At 40.5% G+C, this 20,810-nt stretch carries 16 protein-coding genes and 1 riboswitch; of the genes, 8 read left to right on the top strand and 8 right to left on the bottom strand.

Annotation, left to right across the window (positions count from 1 at the left end; genetic code table 11):
- The first annotated feature begins 123 nt into the window (after window positions 1-123).
- Window positions 124-1,668 carry a S8 family peptidase gene (locus EDC24_RS07555; RefSeq protein WP_245998023.1) on the top strand — a complete coding sequence of 515 codons (1,545 nt, stop codon included), beginning with the start codon at window positions 124-126 and terminating at the stop codon, window positions 1,666-1,668.
- Between the two features lie 53 nt (window positions 1,669-1,721).
- On the opposite strand, the gene EDC24_RS07550 is transcribed toward EDC24_RS07555, so the two are convergent.
- Both EDC24_RS07550 and EDC24_RS07545 read right to left on the bottom strand, forming a co-directional pair.
- Window positions 1,722-1,982 (bottom strand): hypothetical protein, encoded by a 261-nt coding sequence (locus tag EDC24_RS07550; protein ID WP_124221262.1) that lies wholly within the window; start codon window positions 1,980-1,982, stop codon window positions 1,722-1,724.
- Window positions 1,983-2,068: 86 nt separating this feature from the next.
- A complete protein-coding gene (locus EDC24_RS07545; protein WP_245998020.1) occupies window positions 2,069-3,550 on the bottom strand; it encodes an APC family permease in 1,482 nt (493 codons plus the stop codon).
- A 297-nt stretch (window positions 3,551-3,847) separates the two neighbouring features.
- Between EDC24_RS07545 and EDC24_RS07540 the strand changes: the two genes are divergently transcribed.
- The 3 genes from EDC24_RS07540 to EDC24_RS07530 all read left to right on the top strand — a co-directional run bounded on the left by EDC24_RS07540 (window position 3,848) and on the right by EDC24_RS07530 (window position 6,032).
- Entirely contained in the window at window positions 3,848-4,390 is a 543-nt protein-coding gene (locus tag EDC24_RS07540; RefSeq protein ID WP_124221260.1) for a hypothetical protein, read from the top strand.
- 131 nt (window positions 4,391-4,521) lie between these two features.
- A riboswitch (cyclic di-GMP riboswitch) is annotated at window positions 4,522-4,605 on the top strand.
- The gene (locus tag EDC24_RS07535) at window positions 4,586-4,768 is read left to right on the top strand and encodes an anti-repressor SinI family protein (RefSeq protein WP_245998018.1); all 183 of its coding nucleotides are present in this window, start codon (window positions 4,586-4,588) and stop codon (window positions 4,766-4,768) included. (Overlaps the previous riboswitch by 20 nt.)
- 178 nt (window positions 4,769-4,946) lie before the next feature.
- Window positions 4,947-6,032 (top strand): AI-2E family transporter, encoded by a 1,086-nt coding sequence (locus EDC24_RS07530; RefSeq protein ID WP_124221258.1) that lies wholly within the window; start codon window positions 4,947-4,949, stop codon window positions 6,030-6,032.
- A 29-nt stretch (window positions 6,033-6,061) separates the two neighbouring features.
- On the opposite strand, the gene EDC24_RS15155 is transcribed toward EDC24_RS07530, so the two are convergent.
- Window positions 6,062-6,205, bottom strand: coding sequence for a hypothetical protein (locus tag EDC24_RS15155; RefSeq protein ID WP_170158508.1), 144 nt, complete (start codon window positions 6,203-6,205; stop codon window positions 6,062-6,064).
- A 104-nt stretch (window positions 6,206-6,309) separates the two neighbouring features.
- On the opposite strand from EDC24_RS15155, the gene EDC24_RS07525 reads away from it, so the two are divergent.
- Both EDC24_RS07525 and EDC24_RS07520 read left to right on the top strand, forming a co-directional pair.
- Entirely contained in the window at window positions 6,310-7,167 is an 858-nt protein-coding gene (locus EDC24_RS07525; protein WP_124221256.1) for a PucR family transcriptional regulator, read from the top strand.
- 104 nt (window positions 7,168-7,271) lie between these two features.
- Complete coding sequence (locus tag EDC24_RS07520) at window positions 7,272-8,393, top strand: ABC transporter ATP-binding protein (protein ID WP_124221254.1); 1,122 nt, start codon at window positions 7,272-7,274, stop codon at window positions 8,391-8,393.
- Window positions 8,394-8,527: 134 nt separating this feature from the next.
- On the opposite strand, the gene EDC24_RS07515 is transcribed toward EDC24_RS07520, so the two are convergent.
- On the bottom strand, window positions 8,528-8,743 hold the full coding sequence (locus tag EDC24_RS07515) for a hypothetical protein (RefSeq protein ID WP_124221252.1): 216 nt from the start codon (window positions 8,741-8,743) through the stop codon (window positions 8,528-8,530).
- Between the two features lie 21 nt (window positions 8,744-8,764).
- Entirely contained in the window at window positions 8,765-9,253 is a 489-nt protein-coding gene (locus EDC24_RS07510) for a VanZ family protein (RefSeq protein WP_124221251.1), read from the bottom strand.
- Between the two features lie 79 nt (window positions 9,254-9,332).
- Between EDC24_RS07510 and EDC24_RS07505 the strand changes: the two genes are divergently transcribed.
- Entirely contained in the window at window positions 9,333-10,427 is a 1,095-nt protein-coding gene (locus EDC24_RS07505; RefSeq protein ID WP_124221249.1) for a M20 peptidase aminoacylase family protein, read from the top strand.
- 312 nt (window positions 10,428-10,739) lie between these two features.
- Here the strand turns inward: EDC24_RS07505 and proC are convergent, their stop codons facing one another.
- Window positions 10,740-11,528: a pyrroline-5-carboxylate reductase gene (proC, locus tag EDC24_RS07500; RefSeq protein WP_124221247.1), complete on the bottom strand. Its 789-nt coding sequence runs from the start codon at window positions 11,526-11,528 to the stop codon at window positions 10,740-10,742.
- A 326-nt stretch (window positions 11,529-11,854) separates the two neighbouring features.
- Between proC and EDC24_RS07495 the strand changes: the two genes are divergently transcribed.
- Entirely contained in the window at window positions 11,855-14,611 is a 2,757-nt protein-coding gene (locus tag EDC24_RS07495) for an FIMAH domain-containing protein (protein WP_170158507.1), read from the top strand.
- A gap of 49 nt (window positions 14,612-14,660) precedes the next feature.
- On the opposite strand, the gene EDC24_RS07490 is transcribed toward EDC24_RS07495, so the two are convergent.
- On the bottom strand, window positions 14,661-16,148 hold the full coding sequence (locus EDC24_RS07490) for a glutamate synthase subunit beta (protein ID WP_124221243.1): 1,488 nt from the start codon (window positions 16,146-16,148) through the stop codon (window positions 14,661-14,663).
- Between the two features lie 15 nt (window positions 16,149-16,163).
- Window positions 16,164-20,678: a glutamate synthase large subunit gene (gene gltB / locus EDC24_RS07485; protein ID WP_124221241.1), complete on the bottom strand. Its 4,515-nt coding sequence runs from the start codon at window positions 20,676-20,678 to the stop codon at window positions 16,164-16,166.
- Between the last annotated feature and the right edge of the window lie 132 nt (window positions 20,679-20,810).

The raw sequence follows: 20,810 nt of genomic DNA, 5'->3' as shown, positions 1-20,810 counted from the left end.
ATAATTCATTGTTATGAGTCTATCGACCCAGGAAAGAAATACAACTAAAGTCGGTAGGTAAATTTTGATAAATTAAAGAATTAAATTAAGTGTAAGAAAATTATTTAAGGGGGAGGAAACTTAATGCGTAAATGGATTATTGCAATGGTTGCAGCAATCGCAATCGCAGCCATGTCATTCACTACTTTAGGTGCAGATGCAGAAGAAGATTACTATTCTGTTGTTCTGAAAAACAATGCTAAAGTAGAACAATTCAAAGGTGATCTGTCCTTAACAGATGCAGAAATTGTTTATGAAGTACCTGAAATTGGTTATTATCAGGTTAAAGGAACTGAAGGCGACCTAAATCAAATTAAAGGTTTTAAAGCTGTACAAGCAGCAAGCCCTTCACTTTCTTGGGACTTACCTGAACAAGAATCGGTAGAATTCAATGGTGATTTAGATTTATCAGGTGATCTTTTAGGAGATTTAAATGGTGACCTGTATGGTGATTTATACGGTGACCTCAATGGAGATCTTTTAGGCGACCTTAATGGCGACCTTTTAGATGAAGCTGGAATGGAAATGCCAGGATTCTGGCCAATCCAGTGGGACATTCAGCGCATCACTGAAAACGGTGCAAGCTTTGCGGAGCACACAGGTTCTCATGATACAGTCGTAGCTGTTATTGATACGGGGATTAACCCTACTCACCAAGACTTAGCACCGAACCTAGTTGATGGGTCTAAAAACTTTGTTCCTGAAGGTGGATTCCAAGGAACGGAGCCAGATGAAACTGGTGACCCAGATAATTTTGTAGACCTCCACGGTCATGGTAGCCACGTATCTGGCTCAATTGCTGGTGCTGGTAACGGTATGCTAGGTGTAGCACCAGACTTAGGTCTACGTGCATACCGTGTATTTGGTACTAGCTCAGCTGAATCGGCTTGGATTTATGATGCTATGATTTCAGCTGCTGATGATGGTTCTGATGTATTATCGATGAGCCTTGGCGGATGGGACCTTTTCGGTCAAACATTCGTTAAAAATGAAGATGGAAAATGGGAAAATGCAGGTAACGATGTAGCAGACTATGTTGCTTATCAACGTGCTGCTAAATACGCTGAAAGCAAAGGATCTGTTGTTGTCGTTGCAGCGGGTAACGACGGACTTGACTTAAGCAACAATAATCAAGTGATGGACTACTTAAATAGTGCGTACGGAAGTGAAAATGTTGAATTCCGCGGCACAGGTAAAACAGTTCCAGCTCAACTGTCTAACGTTGTAAATGTTTCATCGACTGGTCCAAACGATGTATTAGCGGTTTACTCTAACTACGGGGCAGGTCAAGTTGACATTGCAACTGTTGGTGGCGATACTCGCTTATATGATCAGTATGCTGCTGAAGGTCGTTTAGATGAGTATTTAGATAATCAAATGTATATTTTGGAATTCAACCTAAGCGCTGACAACCTTTCTAATGATGGTTACTACTTCAGCGTTGGTACGTCCATGGCAACACCTAAAGTCTCAGCTGTTGCTGGTCTAATCATTGATCAAAACAATGGTGAACTTTCACCAGCACAAGTTAAACGCGAACTGCTTAAAGATGGCGTTGAAGAAGTTAACGGACAAGATAAAAAGTTATTTGGTAACGGCCACTTAAACGCTGTTAACGCATTACAATAGTAAGGATCACAACTCACGGAGATGTTCCGTGAGTTGTTTTTTTATGAAAAAAATTACTTGATGAGGGTTTTGTCTTTTTCCAGCGGGTGAGTCCCCTCTTCCAGCGGGTCTGTTTCACTCTCCAGCGGGTACGTTTGCTCTTCCACCGAGCCTGTTTCACTCTCCAGCGGGTACGTTTGCTCTTCCACCGAGCCTGTTTCACTCTCCAGCAGGTACGTTTGCTCTTCCACCGGGCCTGTTTCACTCTCCAGCGGGTACGTTTGCTCTTCCACCGGGCCTGTTTCACTCTCCAGCGGGTACGTTTGCTCTTCCACCGGGCCTGTTTCACTCTCCAGCGGGTGAGCCCCCCACCGAGCCTGTCTCAACAAAAAAATCCACCGGAGCCCCGGTGGATTTTCAATTAATCTTCTTTATCTGTGAGTTTAAATTTATCTTTACCTAAGATTAAATAAGCTAAATCTTCACGGTCATAACTGTTTAAATCTTTACGTCTGATTAAGTAAAAGAGCAAACCTAGGATAATCCAAATAAGTAATGCCCAAAATGATTCAGCACCTAAAGCTGCAGGCGACCCTGGATATAATAGTAGTACTAAGAAACCAATACTTGATACCATACCTAACATTGCTATAAACTTCTTCCCAGGTGAAACAATATGAAGCGTTTCATCAAATTCCGCACCATCTTTGTTCCACTTCAATAACTTATACGCTGTAAAACATGTATAGAAGTACGCGATTGCGACACCAACAGATGACATATTGACTATCCAACCCAGCACTTCACGTCCAAACCAAGGCGCGATGATCGCAACAAGAGCTGCGAAAATAATCGCAAAGTATGGCGTGTTGTGTTTAGAATGAAGTCTTGAGAAAACGTCTGGTAAAACTTTACCTCGTGCCATCGCAAATAACACACGACTTGCAGAGATGAGGAAACCGTTTAAACCTGTGAAAATCCCCATCGATAACGCAATGACTAAGATGATTAATCCACCTGTACCTAATACGTCTTCAACAACCGTACCTGTTCCCCACTGCAATCCAGCATTAGAAGTTTCTTGCCAAGGAGCGCCTAGTGCAGTTGTCATAATCATTAAAGAATAAATAATAGCTGCGAATAGTAGCGCCATCATGATGAGTCCTAAACTTTTTCTAGCTGAGAATTTAAATTCCTCTGCCGCCTGTGGAACGTTATCAAAACCAACGTATGCAAACGGTGCAATGGCAACCATTGCTAAAACAGCTGCTAAAGGTGACACATCGGGGTCAAAGGATGGTGTCATATTACTAAATGATGCATCAACATTTGTTGTCATTAGTCCAGTTAAGCCAAATACACCGACAACTAAAATCATAACAAAAATAAATTGCATGCGACCAGATAATCCTGATCCCTTAATATTTAAGTAAGTAAAGAATGCCACTAAAATCGTAACCACAATAACTTCTGTGAAGTATACATCCCATTCTGCGATGGAATACATTTTCATATTCTGTATAAAATCAGGAAATACGAATTTAAGCATTAAGGCAAAAGCTGTCGCATTTAAGGCGACAATACATATATAACCTAATGTTAAAAACCAACCACTAATATAAGCATGTACACGGTTTAAACCTAAAAACGTGTAAGCAAATTCCCCACCTGAAACGGGATAATTTCGAATTAATACACCATAACTAATCGCGATAATTGCCATTAATACAGCACCGATCGATAAACCAAGGATAACCGCTAGAGGTCCAGCTCCTTGCATCCAATCAGCTGGAAGAACAAATGAACCCCAACCAATCGATGAACCAAGTGCAATGGCCCACACCCAATGTGGTTTAAGTGTTTTACTTAGTTTCTTCCTCGTCAGACCACTATCTGAACTCAATTTAAAAACTCCTTTGTCTTTTAATAGTTTGAATAGTCATTCAATACACGAAACCATTTTACACGAAAAATCGCATCGACAAAAATGATAAATGAGATACTATGAGGCCTTGTGAGTTAGGATACGGTTAATATGCCCCACTATTTGTTTAATTAGCGACTGTTTTAGGAAATTTGTCAAATTACGGCGAGATTTATGTTATTTCCCCCTTTGCCGTTGGTATAAAACCCCTTTTTTTTGACGAAGATGTGATAGAAAAGTTTAAACGCTCCGACTAGAAAGGCTGAGTGAACAATCATGCGAAAGCTACTATTAGTATTAGCTATTTTTATTTTTTATATCGTAACCAATAGTCTTCAGCAAGTTGATCGAATCCTTCACCATGAAGTCGAAACAGAACTTGAAACTGACGAAGAAGAAAAAACTCCTTGGGTCGATGATACGCTAAATGCTGAAGATGCTTGGTTAAGCAAGCCGAACGTCAATCAAATCAAGTCCAAATATAAATCCGAGTTCGAACGTTTAACCGAAGATACACTCAGTTACATAAACGATTTGAAAGAAGACATTTTAGCAGAAGTAAATAACAAAGATACAAACACTCTCACTTTAGGAATGACCATTTTAAAATATGAAAAAAAGGCAACTCAGCTAGAAGAAGAAATTGATACTTCATATCAAAAATTATTTCAGGAATACCAATCTGAATTAAGAAGAAATGGCTATTCGACAACCCACGTCAAACAGTTAAAACGTCAGTATTCCGAGACAAAATCTGACATAAAAGATGACCTTTACCAAGAAGCCAACGCCTGGATCGAGGAACAAAAACGTTTTTAATTCGACAAATATTATGTAATATATCTAAATTTTTAGAATATTTAGTAGTATTTTCGGGTAATTTTTGGATGAAAAGGGGGTAACTTTTTTACTAAAAACCATTTACAATTAAATTAGGTTAATAATTCGATGCAGTATAAAGGCAAACCTTTTGAAAAAAAGGGACGCAAAGCAAGTGGTCTAAGGGGGCTACCTATGATAGCACTGCTGCCTCATCTGTTTGGGGGAGGAAATATGGTCACGATGACTTATTATGAGAAAGGAACGCCAAAACAATTAGATAGAGACTGGGTTATTTTAATGAAGAAAGCAAAAGAAATGGGAATCAGCAAACGAGAAATTAGAAATTTTTTAGATCAAAATCGACCTGGTTATTAATTCCTATCACAAGCATCGAATTTCGGTAAACCGTGAACTAATTAATGGTCGCGGTTTTTTTGTGTTTTAAAACACAAACTACTTGGAAAAAATGGAGCTATAATCTAGTTTTTAATAGACTAGCAATTTTTAGTATATTACAATGATTACTATAATGTTTTAGAGAGTTGGTGACAGTGTGCCGAACGGGAAATGGTTCCGAATTGGGTATGGAATAATTATCATCATGCTCATTATTTTCTTATCAACAAAAGTACAATTTGTATTTGAGCCAATTTTTGTACTAGCCCAAACAATTTTTACACCTATCATTATTGCAGGTATTCTCTATTACCTGACTCGGCCAGTCGTTGACCTGTTAGATCGTAAAATGCCTCGACCATTAGCCGTACTACTCGTGTTCTTAGGTGGCATAGGTGTTCTAACAGCACTGGTTATTATCATTTACCCAGAGCTTCAACAACAGTTTGAAAATCTAACAACTCAAGTTCCAGAGTTTATTAATGAAGCAAATCAATTTTTATTAGCTGTTCAGGAAAGTGATTGGTTTAACCGGTTCTCACCTGATGAGCAAGCAATCACAGAATGGCTAGAGGGTATTGAGAGTCGTATTACCGAGATTTTATCAAATGTCGCTAGTCATATTACGACTTACCTAGGTATGATTGCTAGTTTCTTAATTATCTTGATTGTCGTACCGTTCGTATTATTCTATTTACTTAAAGATGGCGAGCGTCTGCCTAAGCGAATTATCGGCTTTTTACCTAAAAAGTATAAAGATGAAGTTGGTGACATCTTAGATGAGATGGATGATGCTTTAAGTAACTACATCCAAGGGCAAATTATTGTGAGCCTTTGTGTAGGTGTTTTAATTTATATTGGTTACTTAATTATTGACCTTCGATTTGCGTTAATCTTAGCGCTCATTGCACTTTTTACCAATTTCATTCCGTTTATCGGGCCTTGGATTGGTACAGCGCCAGGAGTTATTGTTGGATTTTTCGAATCGCCGTTACAAGCACTATTGGTTGTCATTATCGCTGTTGTTGTGCAACAAATTGAAAGTAATTTGATTTCACCACAAGTGATGGGTAAAAAATTAAACATTCACCCGATTACAATTATCTTCTTACTCCTATTTGCGGGTAGATTCGGTGGAATTGTTGCGATGATTATTGCGGTTCCGACTTATGCTGTTGCAAAAGTGATCGTGAGTCACGTCTATCGAATTATTAAATTACGAAATAAAGAGATGTTTGACTGAATTAAGGGCTTGAGCGATTGCTTAAGCCCTTAATTTTTGTTTAACTCCTTTTCAATTTCTTCGTTCGACATCTTTTCTTCTCGTTCAAAATGTTTTGCGATTTTGCCGAGTTTAATAATTATTTCTATAAGTAATAAAATGACAATGACCATGGTTATGTATAAAAACAGCATCTACTCGCCCCTTTCGTTTATTTTTCCTTCATGTTAACACAAAATTCTAATCCAACGTCCTATCTGATATAATAAGATTTAACGACATTAAAGGGGAAATTGTTATGAATTTACATAAATTATCGCAACTGTTTCCTAATATTAAACGGGTTCAACATGCTGAGGATGGTCACTTTATTTTTCAATATAAAGGGCAGCAGTATGCCATACCGGAGAACGACATCGACGCTGAGCAAAAGAATTTAATTTTAGCTCTCAGTGATGATCCTGTTTGGCATTCGGAGGGCGAACAGCGTTGGCTAGCGTTTTTAAACGGCGACCAACCGAAACCACCTGAAACGTTTAATTCTTATAGAATCATCATCATGCAGCTTAAGGAAACTGTTTCGGATCCCACTTCGTTTAACGAAACGATCCAAATGATTGTCAGCCAACATGTCACAGTCATTTGGCTAAATCCGAATGAAGTCATTTTATTAGAAGACATCAAATATCCAAACGACACTATTGATTTTGACAGTATTATTGATGTGATGAGTGAAGATTTAGATACGAATATAAGGCTAATGATTAGCAGTCCGAAAACAGACATTTACGATGCGCCCACTGACGTTCAATGGCTATTAAACTTAGCGAGAACGTTATGGCCAACAACAGGTAAGCGGATTTTAGATGAAAAAAGTAGTCTAATCCCCCTCCTCCCTTCAAAGTTTAGCGACCAGGACCGAGATCATTTCACGAAGGCGATTTTAAAAACAAGTCTAGACGATGAAAATCTATTAAATACAATTAAGACGGTCATTGAACATCAAGGAAATGTATCTTCGGCAGCAAAAACGCTGTACATGCATCGTAACAGTGTTCAGTACCGAGTTGATAAATTCCTAGAATTAACCGGGAATGACATTCGCCAATTTGACCATATGCTACGAGTTTATTTAGCTGTTTTACTGATCGATTAAACATGTTGCACAAAACGAGGCAGCATTTTTGTGCAACTCAACCATATGAAACCGCTTTCGAATCTATTAAACTAAAATTAATCATTCTTTGGGAGGCATTTCATATGGCTGAACTACGCTTAAACAACATTAACAAAGTGTACGACAAAGACGTGCACGCGGTACAGGATTTTAATTTACATATTAAAGACAAAGAATTTATCGTCTTCGTCGGTCCATCAGGTTGCGGTAAATCGACGACACTTCGTATGATTGCAGGTCTTGAGGATATCACAGGCGGGGAATTTTTTATCGACGATCAACAGATGAATGACGTCGCACCAAAAAATCGCGATATCGCGATGGTGTTCCAGAACTACGCGCTTTATCCTCATATGAACGTTTTTGATAATATGGCGTTTAGCTTAAAACTACGAAAAGTGAAAAAAGCTGAAGTTAAAGAGCGTGTGCAAAAAGCAGCTGAAATACTAGGTTTAGAGGAATTACTAGACCGTAAACCTAAGGCATTATCAGGCGGTCAGCGTCAGCGTGTGGCGTTAGGACGCGCGATTGTCCGTGATGCTAAAGTTTTCTTAATGGATGAACCATTATCAAACCTTGACGCGAAACTACGTGTTCAGATGCGCGCGGAGATTCAAAAGCTACACCAACGCCTTCAGACAACGACGATCTACGTTACACACGACCAAACGGAAGCAATGACAATGGCAACTCGTTTAGTCGTTATGAAAGATGGGATTATTCAACAAGTCGGTTCACCGAAGCAAGTTTATGACGAACCAAATAATATGTTTGTTGGCGGATTTATTGGTTCTCCAGCGATGAACTTCTTAAAAGGAACATTGAACGAAAACACGATTACGATCGAGGGACACGACATTGAGGTTCCTGAAGGTCGTATGAAAGTTTTACGTGAATTAGACTATGTCGGAAAAGAAATAGTGTTAGGTATTCGTCCTGAAGACCTTCACGATGAACCAGCATTTTTACAAACAGCAGAAGGTTCAACATTTACCGCTAACATTGAGGTTGCTGAACTAATGGGTTCTGAGTCTTATCTTTACTCGAAAATCGGTGATCAAGAATTCACAGCACGTGTCGATGCTCGCTCCAATGTTGATGCTGGTCAAAACATTACACTAGGCGTTGACATGAACAAAGCGCACTTCTTTGATGCTGAGACAGAAGAACGAATTGATTACCACGAAACAAAAGTTGAAGCCTAAATATTAAGTAGTGGCTGAAGTATGTGGGTCTATTTAACAAACCAAATTCAAATAATTCGCAATCAAAAACGCTCAGTAGTTAAATCTGAGCGTTTTTTGTATTTCAACTGTCTCTTTTTCATTAAATAAATTTCTTAATCCTGCTTGTTATTTAATAACTTCTCCACTCTCTTCTCTAATTCTTCAATTCTAGTTTCCTGTTTTATAAAAATCGTAATTAACACCGACAAAAAAAGTGCAATAAGCGTAACAATAATCCAAATATTTTCTAAAATAAGATATGCAAAGAAAAAAGTAGCGACATAACAAATAACAAGGCAAGCAAAAAATGTGCCGACAAATTCTTTCAATTTTAGATACCTCCTTTTACGTTACGTGAACGTCTTTTTTAATTGGATAATCAGGGTGACAAGCCCTAAACCGATTAGAGCGCCAAAAGCGTCGATGATTACATCGCCAAAATAAGGCGTTCGCCCATCTGTAAATCCCTGATTCACCTCATCCAAAATCGCAAAATGAACGACGAGTAAATAACTCATCGTCATTTGATAGAATGATTGAATCGCTGTCGTTTTAATCATGGCAAGGTATACGAGAATTGCCAGTATAAAATAAACCCCAAAATGTGCGAGTTTGCGAAACACAAACTCAATAAACGGCTCGACTCCCATCGCAGCCACACTTCGCACTTCCCCATAATATGTAAATTCAATCCACGAAATGAAAGGTTTAATTTGTTCTACCGGTAAATATATTGATATAAGAGGCTCGATTTCCTGATCTTCACCGGGCTGGCCAGATAAGAAAAAAATCACCCCGAGCCACACCATCGCTGGCATCCACCATAGAATTTTTCGCATATGACCAATCCTTTTCCTATTGATAGCTTGATTGATGTTTGCTAGTATTCTGTTAATTATATAAAAAGGAGCGCTTGATATGGACCAAGTAGAAGAAGTTTTTCGCCATTTACATACGCACCCTGAGATTAGCTGGGAAGAATATCATACCACCGATTATATCAAACAGCTATTGGAACAAGAAGGTATTTCAGTACAGACGTTTTCAAATATGCCTGGTTTAGTTGCAGAAATTGGGTCTGGCAAGCCCGTTGTTGCCGTACGAGCTGATATGGATGCTTTATGGCAGGAGGTTGACGGTGAATTTAAAGCGAACCACTCTTGTGGACACGATGCGCATATGACGATTGCGATTGGGACATTACTTGCTTTGAAAGATACACCTTTGGATGGCACCGTACGATTCTTATTTCAACCGGCTGAAGAAAAAGGCACTGGAGCTCTGGCTTTTGTTGAAAAAGGCGTCGTGGATGACATCGATCACTTATACGGCATGCACTTGAGGCCGGGTGAGGAACTCGAGAACGGTAAATTTTCACCTGTTATTAAACACGGTGCCGCTCGGTTCATTCACGGAAAAATTGTCGGAGACGATGCACATGGTGCGCGTCCGCACTTGAACGCCAACGCTATTGACATCGGAACCGAATTAAATCAACTTATCCAAGGAATACACATCAATCCTATGGTGCCTTATTCTATTAAAATGACGAGTTTTCAAGCAGGCGGGAAAAGCGATAATATCATTCCTGGTAATGCCAGTTTTTCGATCGACATGCGTGCTCAAACGAATGAAGCTATGGAGCAATTGCACGAACAATTTAACAAAGCCGTAAAGTCGCTTGCGCAATATCATAATGTTCAAATGGATTGGGACCTCAGTGCAAATATTGCCGCCTCCGTCACCAATGATGAGGCGATCAATTTTATGTCGCAAGGTATCTCTCGAGCGGCAGGCCACGATTCTTTGGCACAGCCAATCGTTACAACCGGCGGCGACGATTTTCATTTTTATACCATCAAACGGCCGCATTTAAAAGCGACTATGCTTGGGGTCGGCTGTGATCTAGCACCTGGACTGCACCATCCAAAAATGACATTTGATCACGGTGCCATTCCGAAAGCTGTTGACGTTTTATCGGAAGCCGTTAAAGTGACATTGGAAAATTATTAGTGCTCAAATGTTTGGGGTTACTACTCAAAACAATCGGATTAGTGCTCAAAACGATGAAATTAGTGCTCAAAAGGTATCGTTTACTGCTCAAAAGACCGAAATTAGTGCTCAAAATTTATAACAAAGTTAAAGTCTCTTTTCTGTAACCTCTCCCCCTCCTTTTCGTCAAATAACTTATAAGGTAGATGTTCGTAAATGGAGAGAGTATTTTGGAACTTCTATTTAAAACAATACCGTTGATGAATTGTTAAAAGCTTAACAGAATAAAACGCTTGGCCTTGTTCAGCCAAGCGTTTTATTATTTACCCTTATCTATTTAAAACATTGATCTATCGCTTTAATAACCGAACCTCTGAATCCATCCTGCTCCAGAGAAGCTAGAGCGCGAATCGTCGTGCCGTTTGGCGTCGTCACGTGGTCCTTCAACTCTCCTGGGTGCTTACCTGTTTCCATCATCATTTTAGCTGCTCCAAATACAGATTGTGTCGCGAGTTCATAAGCCAGCTCACGCGGAATTCCTTGGCGGACAGCACCATCTGCCATCGCTTCAATGAACACATACACATAGGCTGGCGATGAGCCACTTACTGCCGTTACCGCATTCATCAAGTCTTCTTTAACCATCTCTGCTTTACCATAACTCGCAAACAATTCTTGCAAATCTTCTAACTCTTGATTCGAAAAGTTATCGTTTGGACAATACGCCGTCATACCTTCACCGACGAAAGAAGGTGTATTGGGCATTGTTCGCACCACTTTCGTGTCTGATGAGAAAAGATTAGCCATTTCCTTTAATGAAACCCCGACTGCAATTGTCACAATAATTGTATCTTCACGAACGTGAGTACGCACTTCTTCTATGACATCAGGATAGACATACGGTTTTACAGCTAAGTATAAAACGTCACTTTCAGCCGCTACCTTTTTATTATCTTGCCCCATCTCAATTCCAAATTGTTCAGTTACATAATTAATTGTCTTATCAGTAACCGCGGTTGCCTTAATCTGTTCGGGTGAATAACCACCATAAGTAATCATGCCATTAATAATTGATTGCGCCATTTTCCCACACCCTATAAACCCTATGGTACGGATTGTCATGCCACACACCCCTTTCGCCTATCGATTTTAGTTTTAATTGATATCATACCCTTATTTTTATCAAAATCCAAGTGTTACTAATATGTTCAAACTTGTAAAAATAATTTAGATCTTTACTCAATAGCAAATGCCAGTTATTGTCGAATTTCTATATTTCGCCATACTTTTAAAATAATACAAGTGACGATTAACTGTCTTTAAAGACTATAATTTGTCTATTTATATAAATATCGGAATATTCCGTCATTTACTGAGTTAATTTTGTTAAAATAACTATGAAACTTTCAGTGCGCGCTGAAAATGTATTTAATATAGGAGGTATTTCTTTGTTCAAAAATAAAAGTAGCATTTGGCTAATTCCAGTTACTATTTTGACGTTAGTGCTTACAACTCTAAGTACGCCATTATTGAGCCAAGCTAATAATACAAATATTAACGAAACAACCTACGGTGGTAAAGAATTTATTGATACTCCATTAAATGATGTTGTCAGTATTTTTGACGGTGCAGTAGGCAAAGAAGATGGACGAGACGTCATGTATGCGACATCCAAGGGAATGCCAGCTAGACTAAGTGTGCTTGATATCAACAATGATGAATTATTACGAGTGATAGATCTTAAGGGTGCGGAAAGCACTTGGGCACACGAAGTAACCGTAGACAACGATTTATACATTGCTACTATTGGAGGCGGTGCCAAGCTTTGGAAGTATACGCCTGGTTCTGAAAGCGCTACCATCGTTGCGAGATTTAGTGGTGAAACCTTTCCTTATTCAATAACTTCAGATGATGAAGGTAACGTTTATGTTGGCACATATCCTAGTGGAAAAGTATTTAAATACGACCCTACAAATGACGAAGTAACGTCTTATGGACAAATGAATCCTGAGGCCAACCAGGAATACATCCGTTCTATCGGTTATTTAGATGGTAAAATCTACGCAGGTACGGGAAGCGACAAAATAGTAGAATACGATATTTCACAAGATACAAAAACGGATATAGCAGAACCATTAGATGAAACAGGAATTGTTTATGACTTAGAGGTTGTAGATGATCGCTATATATTTACTAGATACGGTGACAGTAGCAACATGTACATTTATGATGCTCAAAATCAAGAATGGTTAGACATCGTTATTCCAGATGTACGTGGCCTTCATGTTGAAGAGGAATCTTTAAATAATGAAGTTTACTTCATGAACACTCAAGATCAGTTTAAAAAGGTTAATCTCGAAACATTAGAGGTTACAGATACGGGAATGAGATACCAAAGTGGATTAAGAGGAGCAGACTGGGTTGAACTAGAAGACCCTGATTTACCTGGTAAAAGTCTTGCAACCATCAACTGGTCTGGTTCTGTTGTGAAATTCAATATCGAAACCGAACAGGTTGTGTCAGGTGACCAAATCGCAGCAGGAACTCCAACTGTCACAAATGAAATAGCAAAAGGTGCTGATGGAAACTTCTATATTAGCGGTGTCCAGTCAACTAACGGTGCAATTTTCGACCCATTAAGTGAAACGTTTAAGTCTTTCGAAATTGGACAAGCTGATACAATGTCAAAAGTTGGAGATAAACTATACTTGGGTCAATATCCTGGAGCCAGAATTTTTGAATACGATACAAATAAAGACCCTTCTTCTTCAAATCCAAAAGAACTATTCCAAATCGGGGATCAACAAGATCGTGTCAAAACGATTGTTGAAGGTGAGAACCAACTATTCATTGGAACGATTTCTGATTACAATACATTAGGCGGAGCTTTAACTGAATACAATCCTAATACTGGAGAAAAAGAAGTACACCGCAATGTTGTTGAAAATCAAAGTGTCGTTAGCCTAGCTTATCGTGATGGTTTAGTATATGGGTCTACGTCAATTCATAACGGTTTAGGCTCTGATACCGTTGCAGATGAAGCCAGAGTTTTTGTTTGGGATGTTAATAGTGGTGAGAAAATTAACGAGACTACCTTAAATGTTGAAGGTATTGATAATCCTGAGGTGATTGGAGATTTATCATTTGGTCCTGACGGTTTATTATGGGGCGCATATGAGAATGTAATTTTTGCATTAGACCCAGAAACTTTAGAAGTTATAAAAAGTAAAAAGGTGTACCCAGACAATTCTCTATATTATAGTTCTTGGCAGACAATAGAATTAAAATGGTTTAACAACAAATTGTATGCTAACTTTGACCGTAATTTAACGGTTATAGATCCTGATACTCTTGATAGCCAAAAAGTAACCGAAGCATATGCGTTTGATTTCAGTGATTCTGGAGATTTATACTTTTCACTCCCATCAAACCGTACTCAACTTTATAAAATCGAAACGTTTAGCACAGACCTTACTAATTATGCAATTAACCAGTATTTAAATAAAGGATTAATAGAGAAGCCATTGGCATCCACGTTATCCAACAGTATAAACCAAGCGAAACATCATACCGAGAAAGGTGATTTAGATCAAGCTGAAAAACATCTAAACGATTACCTAAAGCATTTAAATAATGAGGATTTAGATCAATTTATATCACAAGAAGTCAAAAAAGCACTTCAATTTAAGGGCGATCAGCTTATTAATATTCTAAATAATGAATTCGAAATGCCAGGTGATTCTGTAGCTGTCCCTAATCAGTATTTTGAAGAAGAATTAATTGATGGTCAGATACCTGGTTGGAGTTCTGATTTTGAAGAGTCTGATAACTACTATCACGAATTATCGAATGAACATAGCTTTGATGGTGAGTACAGTTTAAAAATTACCGATACTGTTCGTGATGGATCCGTGGCAATATCTAGTGATCCAATTGAAGCCACTCCTGGTAGAGAATATAATGCATCAGCTAAAGTAATGCTAATGGATGGTAATACGAGTTTTATGGTCCGTTTTTACAATGAGGAAAACCAATTAATTGATAGCTATCCAGTGTATCACAACACATCGATTGGTCAATGGACTGATTTAGAAGTGAGTGCTGTTGCACCTGAGGATACAAGTTATTTAAAAATTTACGCTTATACAACACGCTATCAAATTGGAGAAGCCTATTACGATAGTATTAGTTTAGAAGAAATATAAAAGGGAACCCCCGAAGAAAAATTGATTTTTCTTCGGGGGTTATTTACGATTAAACAATTTCTTCTGTTGTTGTATTCATTAAATAAGCATCAACCTGCTCAGCGACTTCTCTGCCTTCGCGAATAGCCCAAACGACTAGGCTTTGGCCGCGGCGGGCATCGCCAGCTGCATAAATGCCTTCTTCAGATGTGCGGTAATCCTGCATACCGTCAACCGTCCAGATGCGGCCGCGTTCGTCAGTTTTTAGTCCAAAGTGTTCTAGCACTTCTTGTTCTGGGCCTAAAAACCCGATCGCGATTAGCACTAAATCTGCTTCCCAGACTTGTTCTGTTCCGGGAACTTCTTTTGTAATGAGTTTGCCATTTTCATAGACTTTTTCGACATTCAATGTGTGTAATGCTGTCACTTGGCCGTTTTCATCTTGTTCGAAGCGCTGGGTAAGGATTTCGTATTTACGAGGGTCCTCGCCTTGCGCTTCTAAGCCTTCTTTATAACCGTAATCTAGTTTAAATGTCATCGGAAACTCTGGCCAAGGGTTATCTTCCGTACGTTCATCTGGGCTTGCCGGGTGCTTACCAAATTGTACGACGCGGTTTGCATTTTGGCGTAAGGCAGTCGCGACACAGTCGGCACCGGTGTCGCCGCCACCGATCACAACAACGTTTTTACCTTCCGCAGTAATAGGTGTGTCTTTTGGATCGGTTTCAAGTGCTTTAGTCGCAGCTGTTAAATAATCCATCGCAAAATGAATACCTTGACTGTCACGGTTTTCAATTGGCGTATCGCGTGGGTCTTGGGCCCCTGTGCACATAATGACCGAATCGTACTCGCGGTTCAGTTCATCACGCGTGATGTCCACGCCCACTTCGGTATTGCATGTGAACTCAATTCCGGATTTTTTCATCACATCAATACGGCGGTCCACCGTGTCTTTATCCAACTTCATATTCGGTATGCCATACATTAATAAGCCACCAGGACGGTCGTCGCGTTCAAAAACGGTGACGCGATGCCCCAATTCGTTAAGCTGATCGGCTGCGGCTAATCCAGCTGGACCGGAGCCGACAACCGCTACGTGTTTACTAGTGCGCTTCTCAGGAACTTTGGCTTCAACCCAGTTATTATCAAAACCACGCTCGATAATCTCATTTTCAATCGACTTAATCGTTACCGGATCATCATTAATCGCAAGCGTACAAGATCCCTCGCAAGGTGCCGGGCAAACCCGACCGGTAAACTCTGGGAAGTTATTCGTCTCCTCAAGTCGACGAAGCGCTTCTTCCCAGTTTTCCTCACTAACAAGTTCATTCCACTCAGGGATAAAGTTATTAACCGGACACCCGACGTAAGAACCTTCCCACTCTGCGCCCGTATGACAAAACGGTGTACCGCAATCCATACAACGCGAGCTTTGTTCTTTTAAATCTTGATCGTCAAAACGAATGACGTACTCTTCCCAACTTTTAATTCGCTCAACCGGATCTTGAACGTCTTGATCTTTACGTTGATAATCCATAAAACCTGTTAAATAGCCCATTCAATCTCCCTCCTTTTACTGAACGACTTTTTCCTGTTCTTCACTGTCATCCTTCGACAACATTGCTTTAAACTCTTCAGGAATAATCTTCACAAATTGCTTCACGGATTCTTCCCAATGATTCAAAATGTACTTCGCACGTTTACTTCCTGTATATTGAACATGTTTCATGAGCATATCTTTAAGCTCATTAATCTCATCCGAATCTACTAATCGCTCGAATAACACAAGCTCTTTATAACACTTTTTCTTAACTTCCTTCAGATCGTTTGCCCAAATATATGCAATTCCACCTGACATTCCGGCTGCGAAGTTTTTACCGATGCCACCAAGGACAGCGACGCGACCGCCTGTCATGTACTCACATCCGTTATCGCCAACTCCCTCGACTACTGCGTGGACGCCACTGTTACGCACGGCAAAACGCTCGCCAGCACCGCCGTTAATGTAAGCTTCACCGCTCGTTGCACCGAAAAGGGCGACGTTACCAATAATGACTTCCTCCATGCGGTGAAGGTCACTCGGCAAGTTCGGCTGAAAAATTAACTTACCACCGGATAAACCTTTTCCGACGTAGTCATTTCCATCACCTTTGACGCGCATCGTGACACCACGAGGCACAAAGGCTCCGAAGCTTTGACCCGCTGATCCAGTAAATCTTAGGTCAATCGTATCTTCAGGTAAACCTTCTTCACCGAAACGCTTCGAAATTTCAAACCCAAGCGTCGTGCCAACTGTACGGTTCGTATTCACAATCGGAAGGTCCAACTGAACGCGCTCGCCTTTTTCTAGTGCTGGTTCGACTTGTGGAATAATGTCTTCTGTATCTAAATAATGTTCATCGTATTCGTTAATATGCGGACGTTCGTTTTGAATCCAGCTTCCGTCTGCTTGATATAAAATTGGCGACAGATTAAGCTGCCTTGCCTTAGAATGGTTAGCCTTTTTGTCGCTAACTGTAAGCAAATCTGTGTGGCCAATTAATTCATCTAACGTGTGGACGCCCAACTTCGCCATTAGTTCGCGCATTTCCTCGGCAACAAAACGTAGATAATTCACAACATGATCGGCATTACCGACGAATTTTTCACGAAGCTTCGGATTTTGCGTAGCGATTCCAACCGGGCACGTATCTAAGTGACACGCACGCATTAGAATACATCCAAGCACAACCATTGGCGCGGTTGAAAAACCATACTCTTCTGCGCCAAGTAAAGCTGCTTTAACGACATCGCGACCGGTCATCATCTTACCGTCTGTCTCAAGCTTGACGCGCTCGCGTAAGCCATTTAAGACAAGCGTCTGGTGCGCTTCTGCAACACCTAACTCCCAAGGTAAGCCAGCATGACGGATACTCGTTTTCGCAGAAGCACCGGTTCCGCCTTCATAACCACTAATTAAAATAACGTCGGCCTTACCTTTCGCAACACCTGCGGCAATCGTTCCAACACCTGATTTCGCAACTAATTTGACGTTCAGACGCGCCTCAGGATTCGCGTGCTTCAAGTCATAAATGAGCTGAGCCAAATCCTCAATCGAGTAAATGTCATGGTGTGGTGGTGGCGAAATCAAACCAACGCCTGGCGTCGATTTACGAACCTTCGCAATCCAAGGGTGAACTTTTTTACCAGGCAAGTGACCACCTTCACCCGGCTTCGCACCTTGCGCCATTTTAATTTGTACTTCATCCGCATTCGTTAAATAGTAACTTGTGACACCGAAACGGCCTGATGCGACCTGTTTTATCGCACTTCGTCTAAAGTCGCCGTTTTCATCCGGAGTAAAACGATCAGGGTCTTCTCCACCCTCACCGCTGTTACTCTTACCGCCAATACGGTTCATTGCAATCGCGAGTTCCTCATGCGCCTCTTGACTTAGCGCCCCGTAAGACATGGCACCTGTTTTAAATCGTTTAAAAATGTTCTCGACGGGCTCGACTTCATCTATCGGAATCGAGTTCGATTCGTCGACTTTAAAATCTAATAAATCGCGTAAGAACGTGACGTTTTCATTTTCAACTAAATCGGAAAACTTCTCGTAAAGCTCCTTACTATTCGTACGCGCCGCATGTTGCAAAGTATGAATCGTACGCGGGTTAAACGAATGGTGTTCCCCATCATGACGCCACTGCATATCGCCACCGGACGGCAACGTTTTCTTGTGACTGTGATACGCCATCTCATGACGGACGAGTGATTCTTTCGCAATCGTCTCTAAATCTACTCCGCCAAGCTTCGACTTCGAACCATAGAAATATTTATCCATCACATCTTGATCAATACCGATCGCTTCAAACGTCTGAGCCCCACGGTAACTTTGGATCGTCGAGATACCCATCTTCGACATGACTTTTACGATTCCGTTCGTTGCTGCTTCACGATAACGCTCAATCGCCTGCTCGTAAGTGAAGTCTTCTACAAACTGATCATCAACGAGTTTCTCAATCGTCCGATAAGCCAAATACGGATAAATCATATCCCCGCCAAATCCGATTAAGACAGAGAACTGATGCACATCACGCGCTTCTGCTGTCTCCAGCATAATGCTTGCCTTTGTACGCAGTCCTTTTCGAACTAAATAATGGTGCAAACCACTCGTGGCAAGTAAGGACGGCATTGCCACTTGTTCACTCGATGTTTCACGATCGGTTAATACAATCATCGACACACCTTGATTAATCGCGTTTTCCACACGTTTAAATAACGTCTCAAGTGCTGATTCCATCCCTTGCGCACCACGTGATACCGGGTATGTCATTGAAAAACGCTCAAAACGAAAGTCACTGCGACTATTGTGTATAACCGCATCGAATTCTTGTTTTTTCAAAATCGGCGTGTATAAACGAATTCGTCTACAGTGTTCTGGTCCATCGTCTAAGAAATTATGACGCGGTCCCAAATAAGACGTCGTCGATGTGACGCCTTTTTCTCGAATAGCATCTATCGGTGGATTCGTCACCTGTGCGAAAAGCTGTTTAAAGTAGTTAAACAACAACTGAGGCTGATGTGATAACACTGCAAGCGGCGTGTCATTCCCCATCGAGCCAATCGGATCCTTTTGTTCATTCACCATCGGCAAAATATTTCTCATCGTTTCTTCTTTTGTATAACCATTCGCTAGTTGATATTTTAATAAATCCGCTTCGTCCATTTCTTCAAACGGATCTGATATTTTCGGTCCTTTTAACTGCACCAGTGAATCATTCAACCAGTTGCGATACGGAAATTTCGTCGCAATATCGCGTTTAATATCGTCATTAAACAACACATCATGTTTTTCTAAATCAACATAAATCATCTCACCTGGTGCGAGGCGACCTTTTTGCACGACTTTTTCAGGCTCAACGTCCACAACACCAACTTCGGATGATAAAATAATTCGGTTATCTTCAGTAATGTAAAAACGCGCTGGGCGTAACCCATTACGGTCGAGTGACGCACCGATCTGCTTTCCATTCGTGTACGCAATCGCCGTCGGTCCATCCCAAGGCTCCATAATCGTACTTAAATATTCAAAACACGCACGCTCTGGGTCCTTCATTTGTTCATTTAAATCCCACGCCTCAGGTACCATCATCATCGCCGTTTGCGACATGCTTCGACCATTCATCACTAAATATTCAAACGCCTGATCCAGCATACCGGAGTCACTAGACGTTTCATCAATGATCGGAAGTAAATCCTTATGACGATCTTCGTAAACATTCGAAATCGCAGCCGTTTCGCGGGCCTTCATCCAGTTTACGTTACCCGTAATTGTATTAATCTCACCGTTGTGCATAATCATACGGTTCGGATGCGCTCGCTCCCAAGATGGGAATGTGTTCGTACTATAGCGCGAATGCACCATGCCGAACGCCGTTTTGGCTAAATCATCATTTAAATCTAAATAAAACGTATCCATCTGCTCCGGCGTCAGCATGCCTTTATAAACAATCGTATCCGGAGACAAGCTCGCAAAATAAAACGGCCCTTCCTTCAACTCTTCCATATCCTCAATGCGACGCTCGATAATACGGCGAATAAGGTAAAGCGATTGATTAAAACGCTCGGTCGAAAACGTCGTCTCAGGCTTTTTAATAAATATCTGCTTAATATACGGCATCGTTGACTTCGCTGTATCAGAAAGAACAGACGCATCAACTGGTACATTCCTGAAGCCAATTAATTCATGGCCCTCTTCCTCAATCACATGCTCGATTACCGCTTCAGCTTTTTCTCTTAAATTGTCTTGTTGCGGTAAAAACACCATGCCGACCGCATAATCGCCCGGTTGCGGTAGCATTTGATTCCATTTTTGACGAAATAATTCATCCGGAATCTGCATCATGATTCCAGCACCATCACCCGTATTAGGATCCGATCCACGGCCACCTCGATGCTCTAGGCGACAAAGAATCGTAATAGCATCTTGAATCATTTGATGCGTTTTTTCATTATCTATACTTGCAACAAACCCAATACCACAGGCATCACTTTCGTAAGCAGGATCATAAAGCCCTTGCTTCTCTGGAAACCCTGTTCGTACCATACAAACCATCCTTTCTATACACGTGCTCGTTTCGTTCAAATACTTATTTAAAAAGAAAACCCGCCAATGACGAGTTCATATGCTTTTTATTATTTTTAAAAAATCCTAAAAGTGCGACAACTAGCTATTTTA

The organism is Aquisalibacillus elongatus (assembly GCF_003843875.1).
Lineage (GTDB): Bacteria > Bacillota > Bacilli > Bacillales > Alkalibacillaceae > Aquisalibacillus > Aquisalibacillus elongatus.
The sequence above is the reverse complement of the archived record's forward strand: the minus strand, read 5'-3'. Positions and strand labels throughout refer to the sequence as shown.

Bases quoted from the DNA above. Each gene is read 5' to 3' on its own strand.
- EDC24_RS07555 (WP_245998023.1), top strand. From the start codon at position 124: ATGCGTAAATGGATTATTGCAATGGTTGCAGCAATCGCAATCGCAGCC.
- EDC24_RS07540 (WP_124221260.1), top strand. From the start codon at position 3,848: ATGCGAAAGCTACTATTAGTATTAGCTATTTTTATTTTTTATATCGTA.
- EDC24_RS07535 (WP_245998018.1), top strand. From the start codon at position 4,586: ATGATAGCACTGCTGCCTCATCTGTTTGGGGGAGGAAATATGGTCACG.
- EDC24_RS15155 (WP_170158508.1), bottom strand. From the start codon at position 6,205: ATGCTGTTTTTATACATAACCATGGTCATTGTCATTTTATTACTTATA.
- EDC24_RS07525 (WP_124221256.1), top strand. From the start codon at position 6,310: ATGAATTTACATAAATTATCGCAACTGTTTCCTAATATTAAACGGGTT.
- EDC24_RS07520 (WP_124221254.1), top strand. From the start codon at position 7,272: ATGGCTGAACTACGCTTAAACAACATTAACAAAGTGTACGACAAAGAC.
- EDC24_RS07510 (WP_124221251.1), bottom strand. From the start codon at position 9,253: ATGCGAAAAATTCTATGGTGGATGCCAGCGATGGTGTGGCTCGGGGTG.
- EDC24_RS07505 (WP_124221249.1), top strand. From the start codon at position 9,333: ATGGACCAAGTAGAAGAAGTTTTTCGCCATTTACATACGCACCCTGAG.
- proC (WP_124221247.1), bottom strand. From the start codon at position 11,528: ATGACAATCCGTACCATAGGGTTTATAGGGTGTGGGAAAATGGCGCAA.
- EDC24_RS07490 (WP_124221243.1), bottom strand. From the start codon at position 16,148: ATGGGCTATTTAACAGGTTTTATGGATTATCAACGTAAAGATCAAGAC.
- gltB (WP_124221241.1), bottom strand. From the start codon at position 20,678: ATGGTACGAACAGGGTTTCCAGAGAAGCAAGGGCTTTATGATCCTGCT.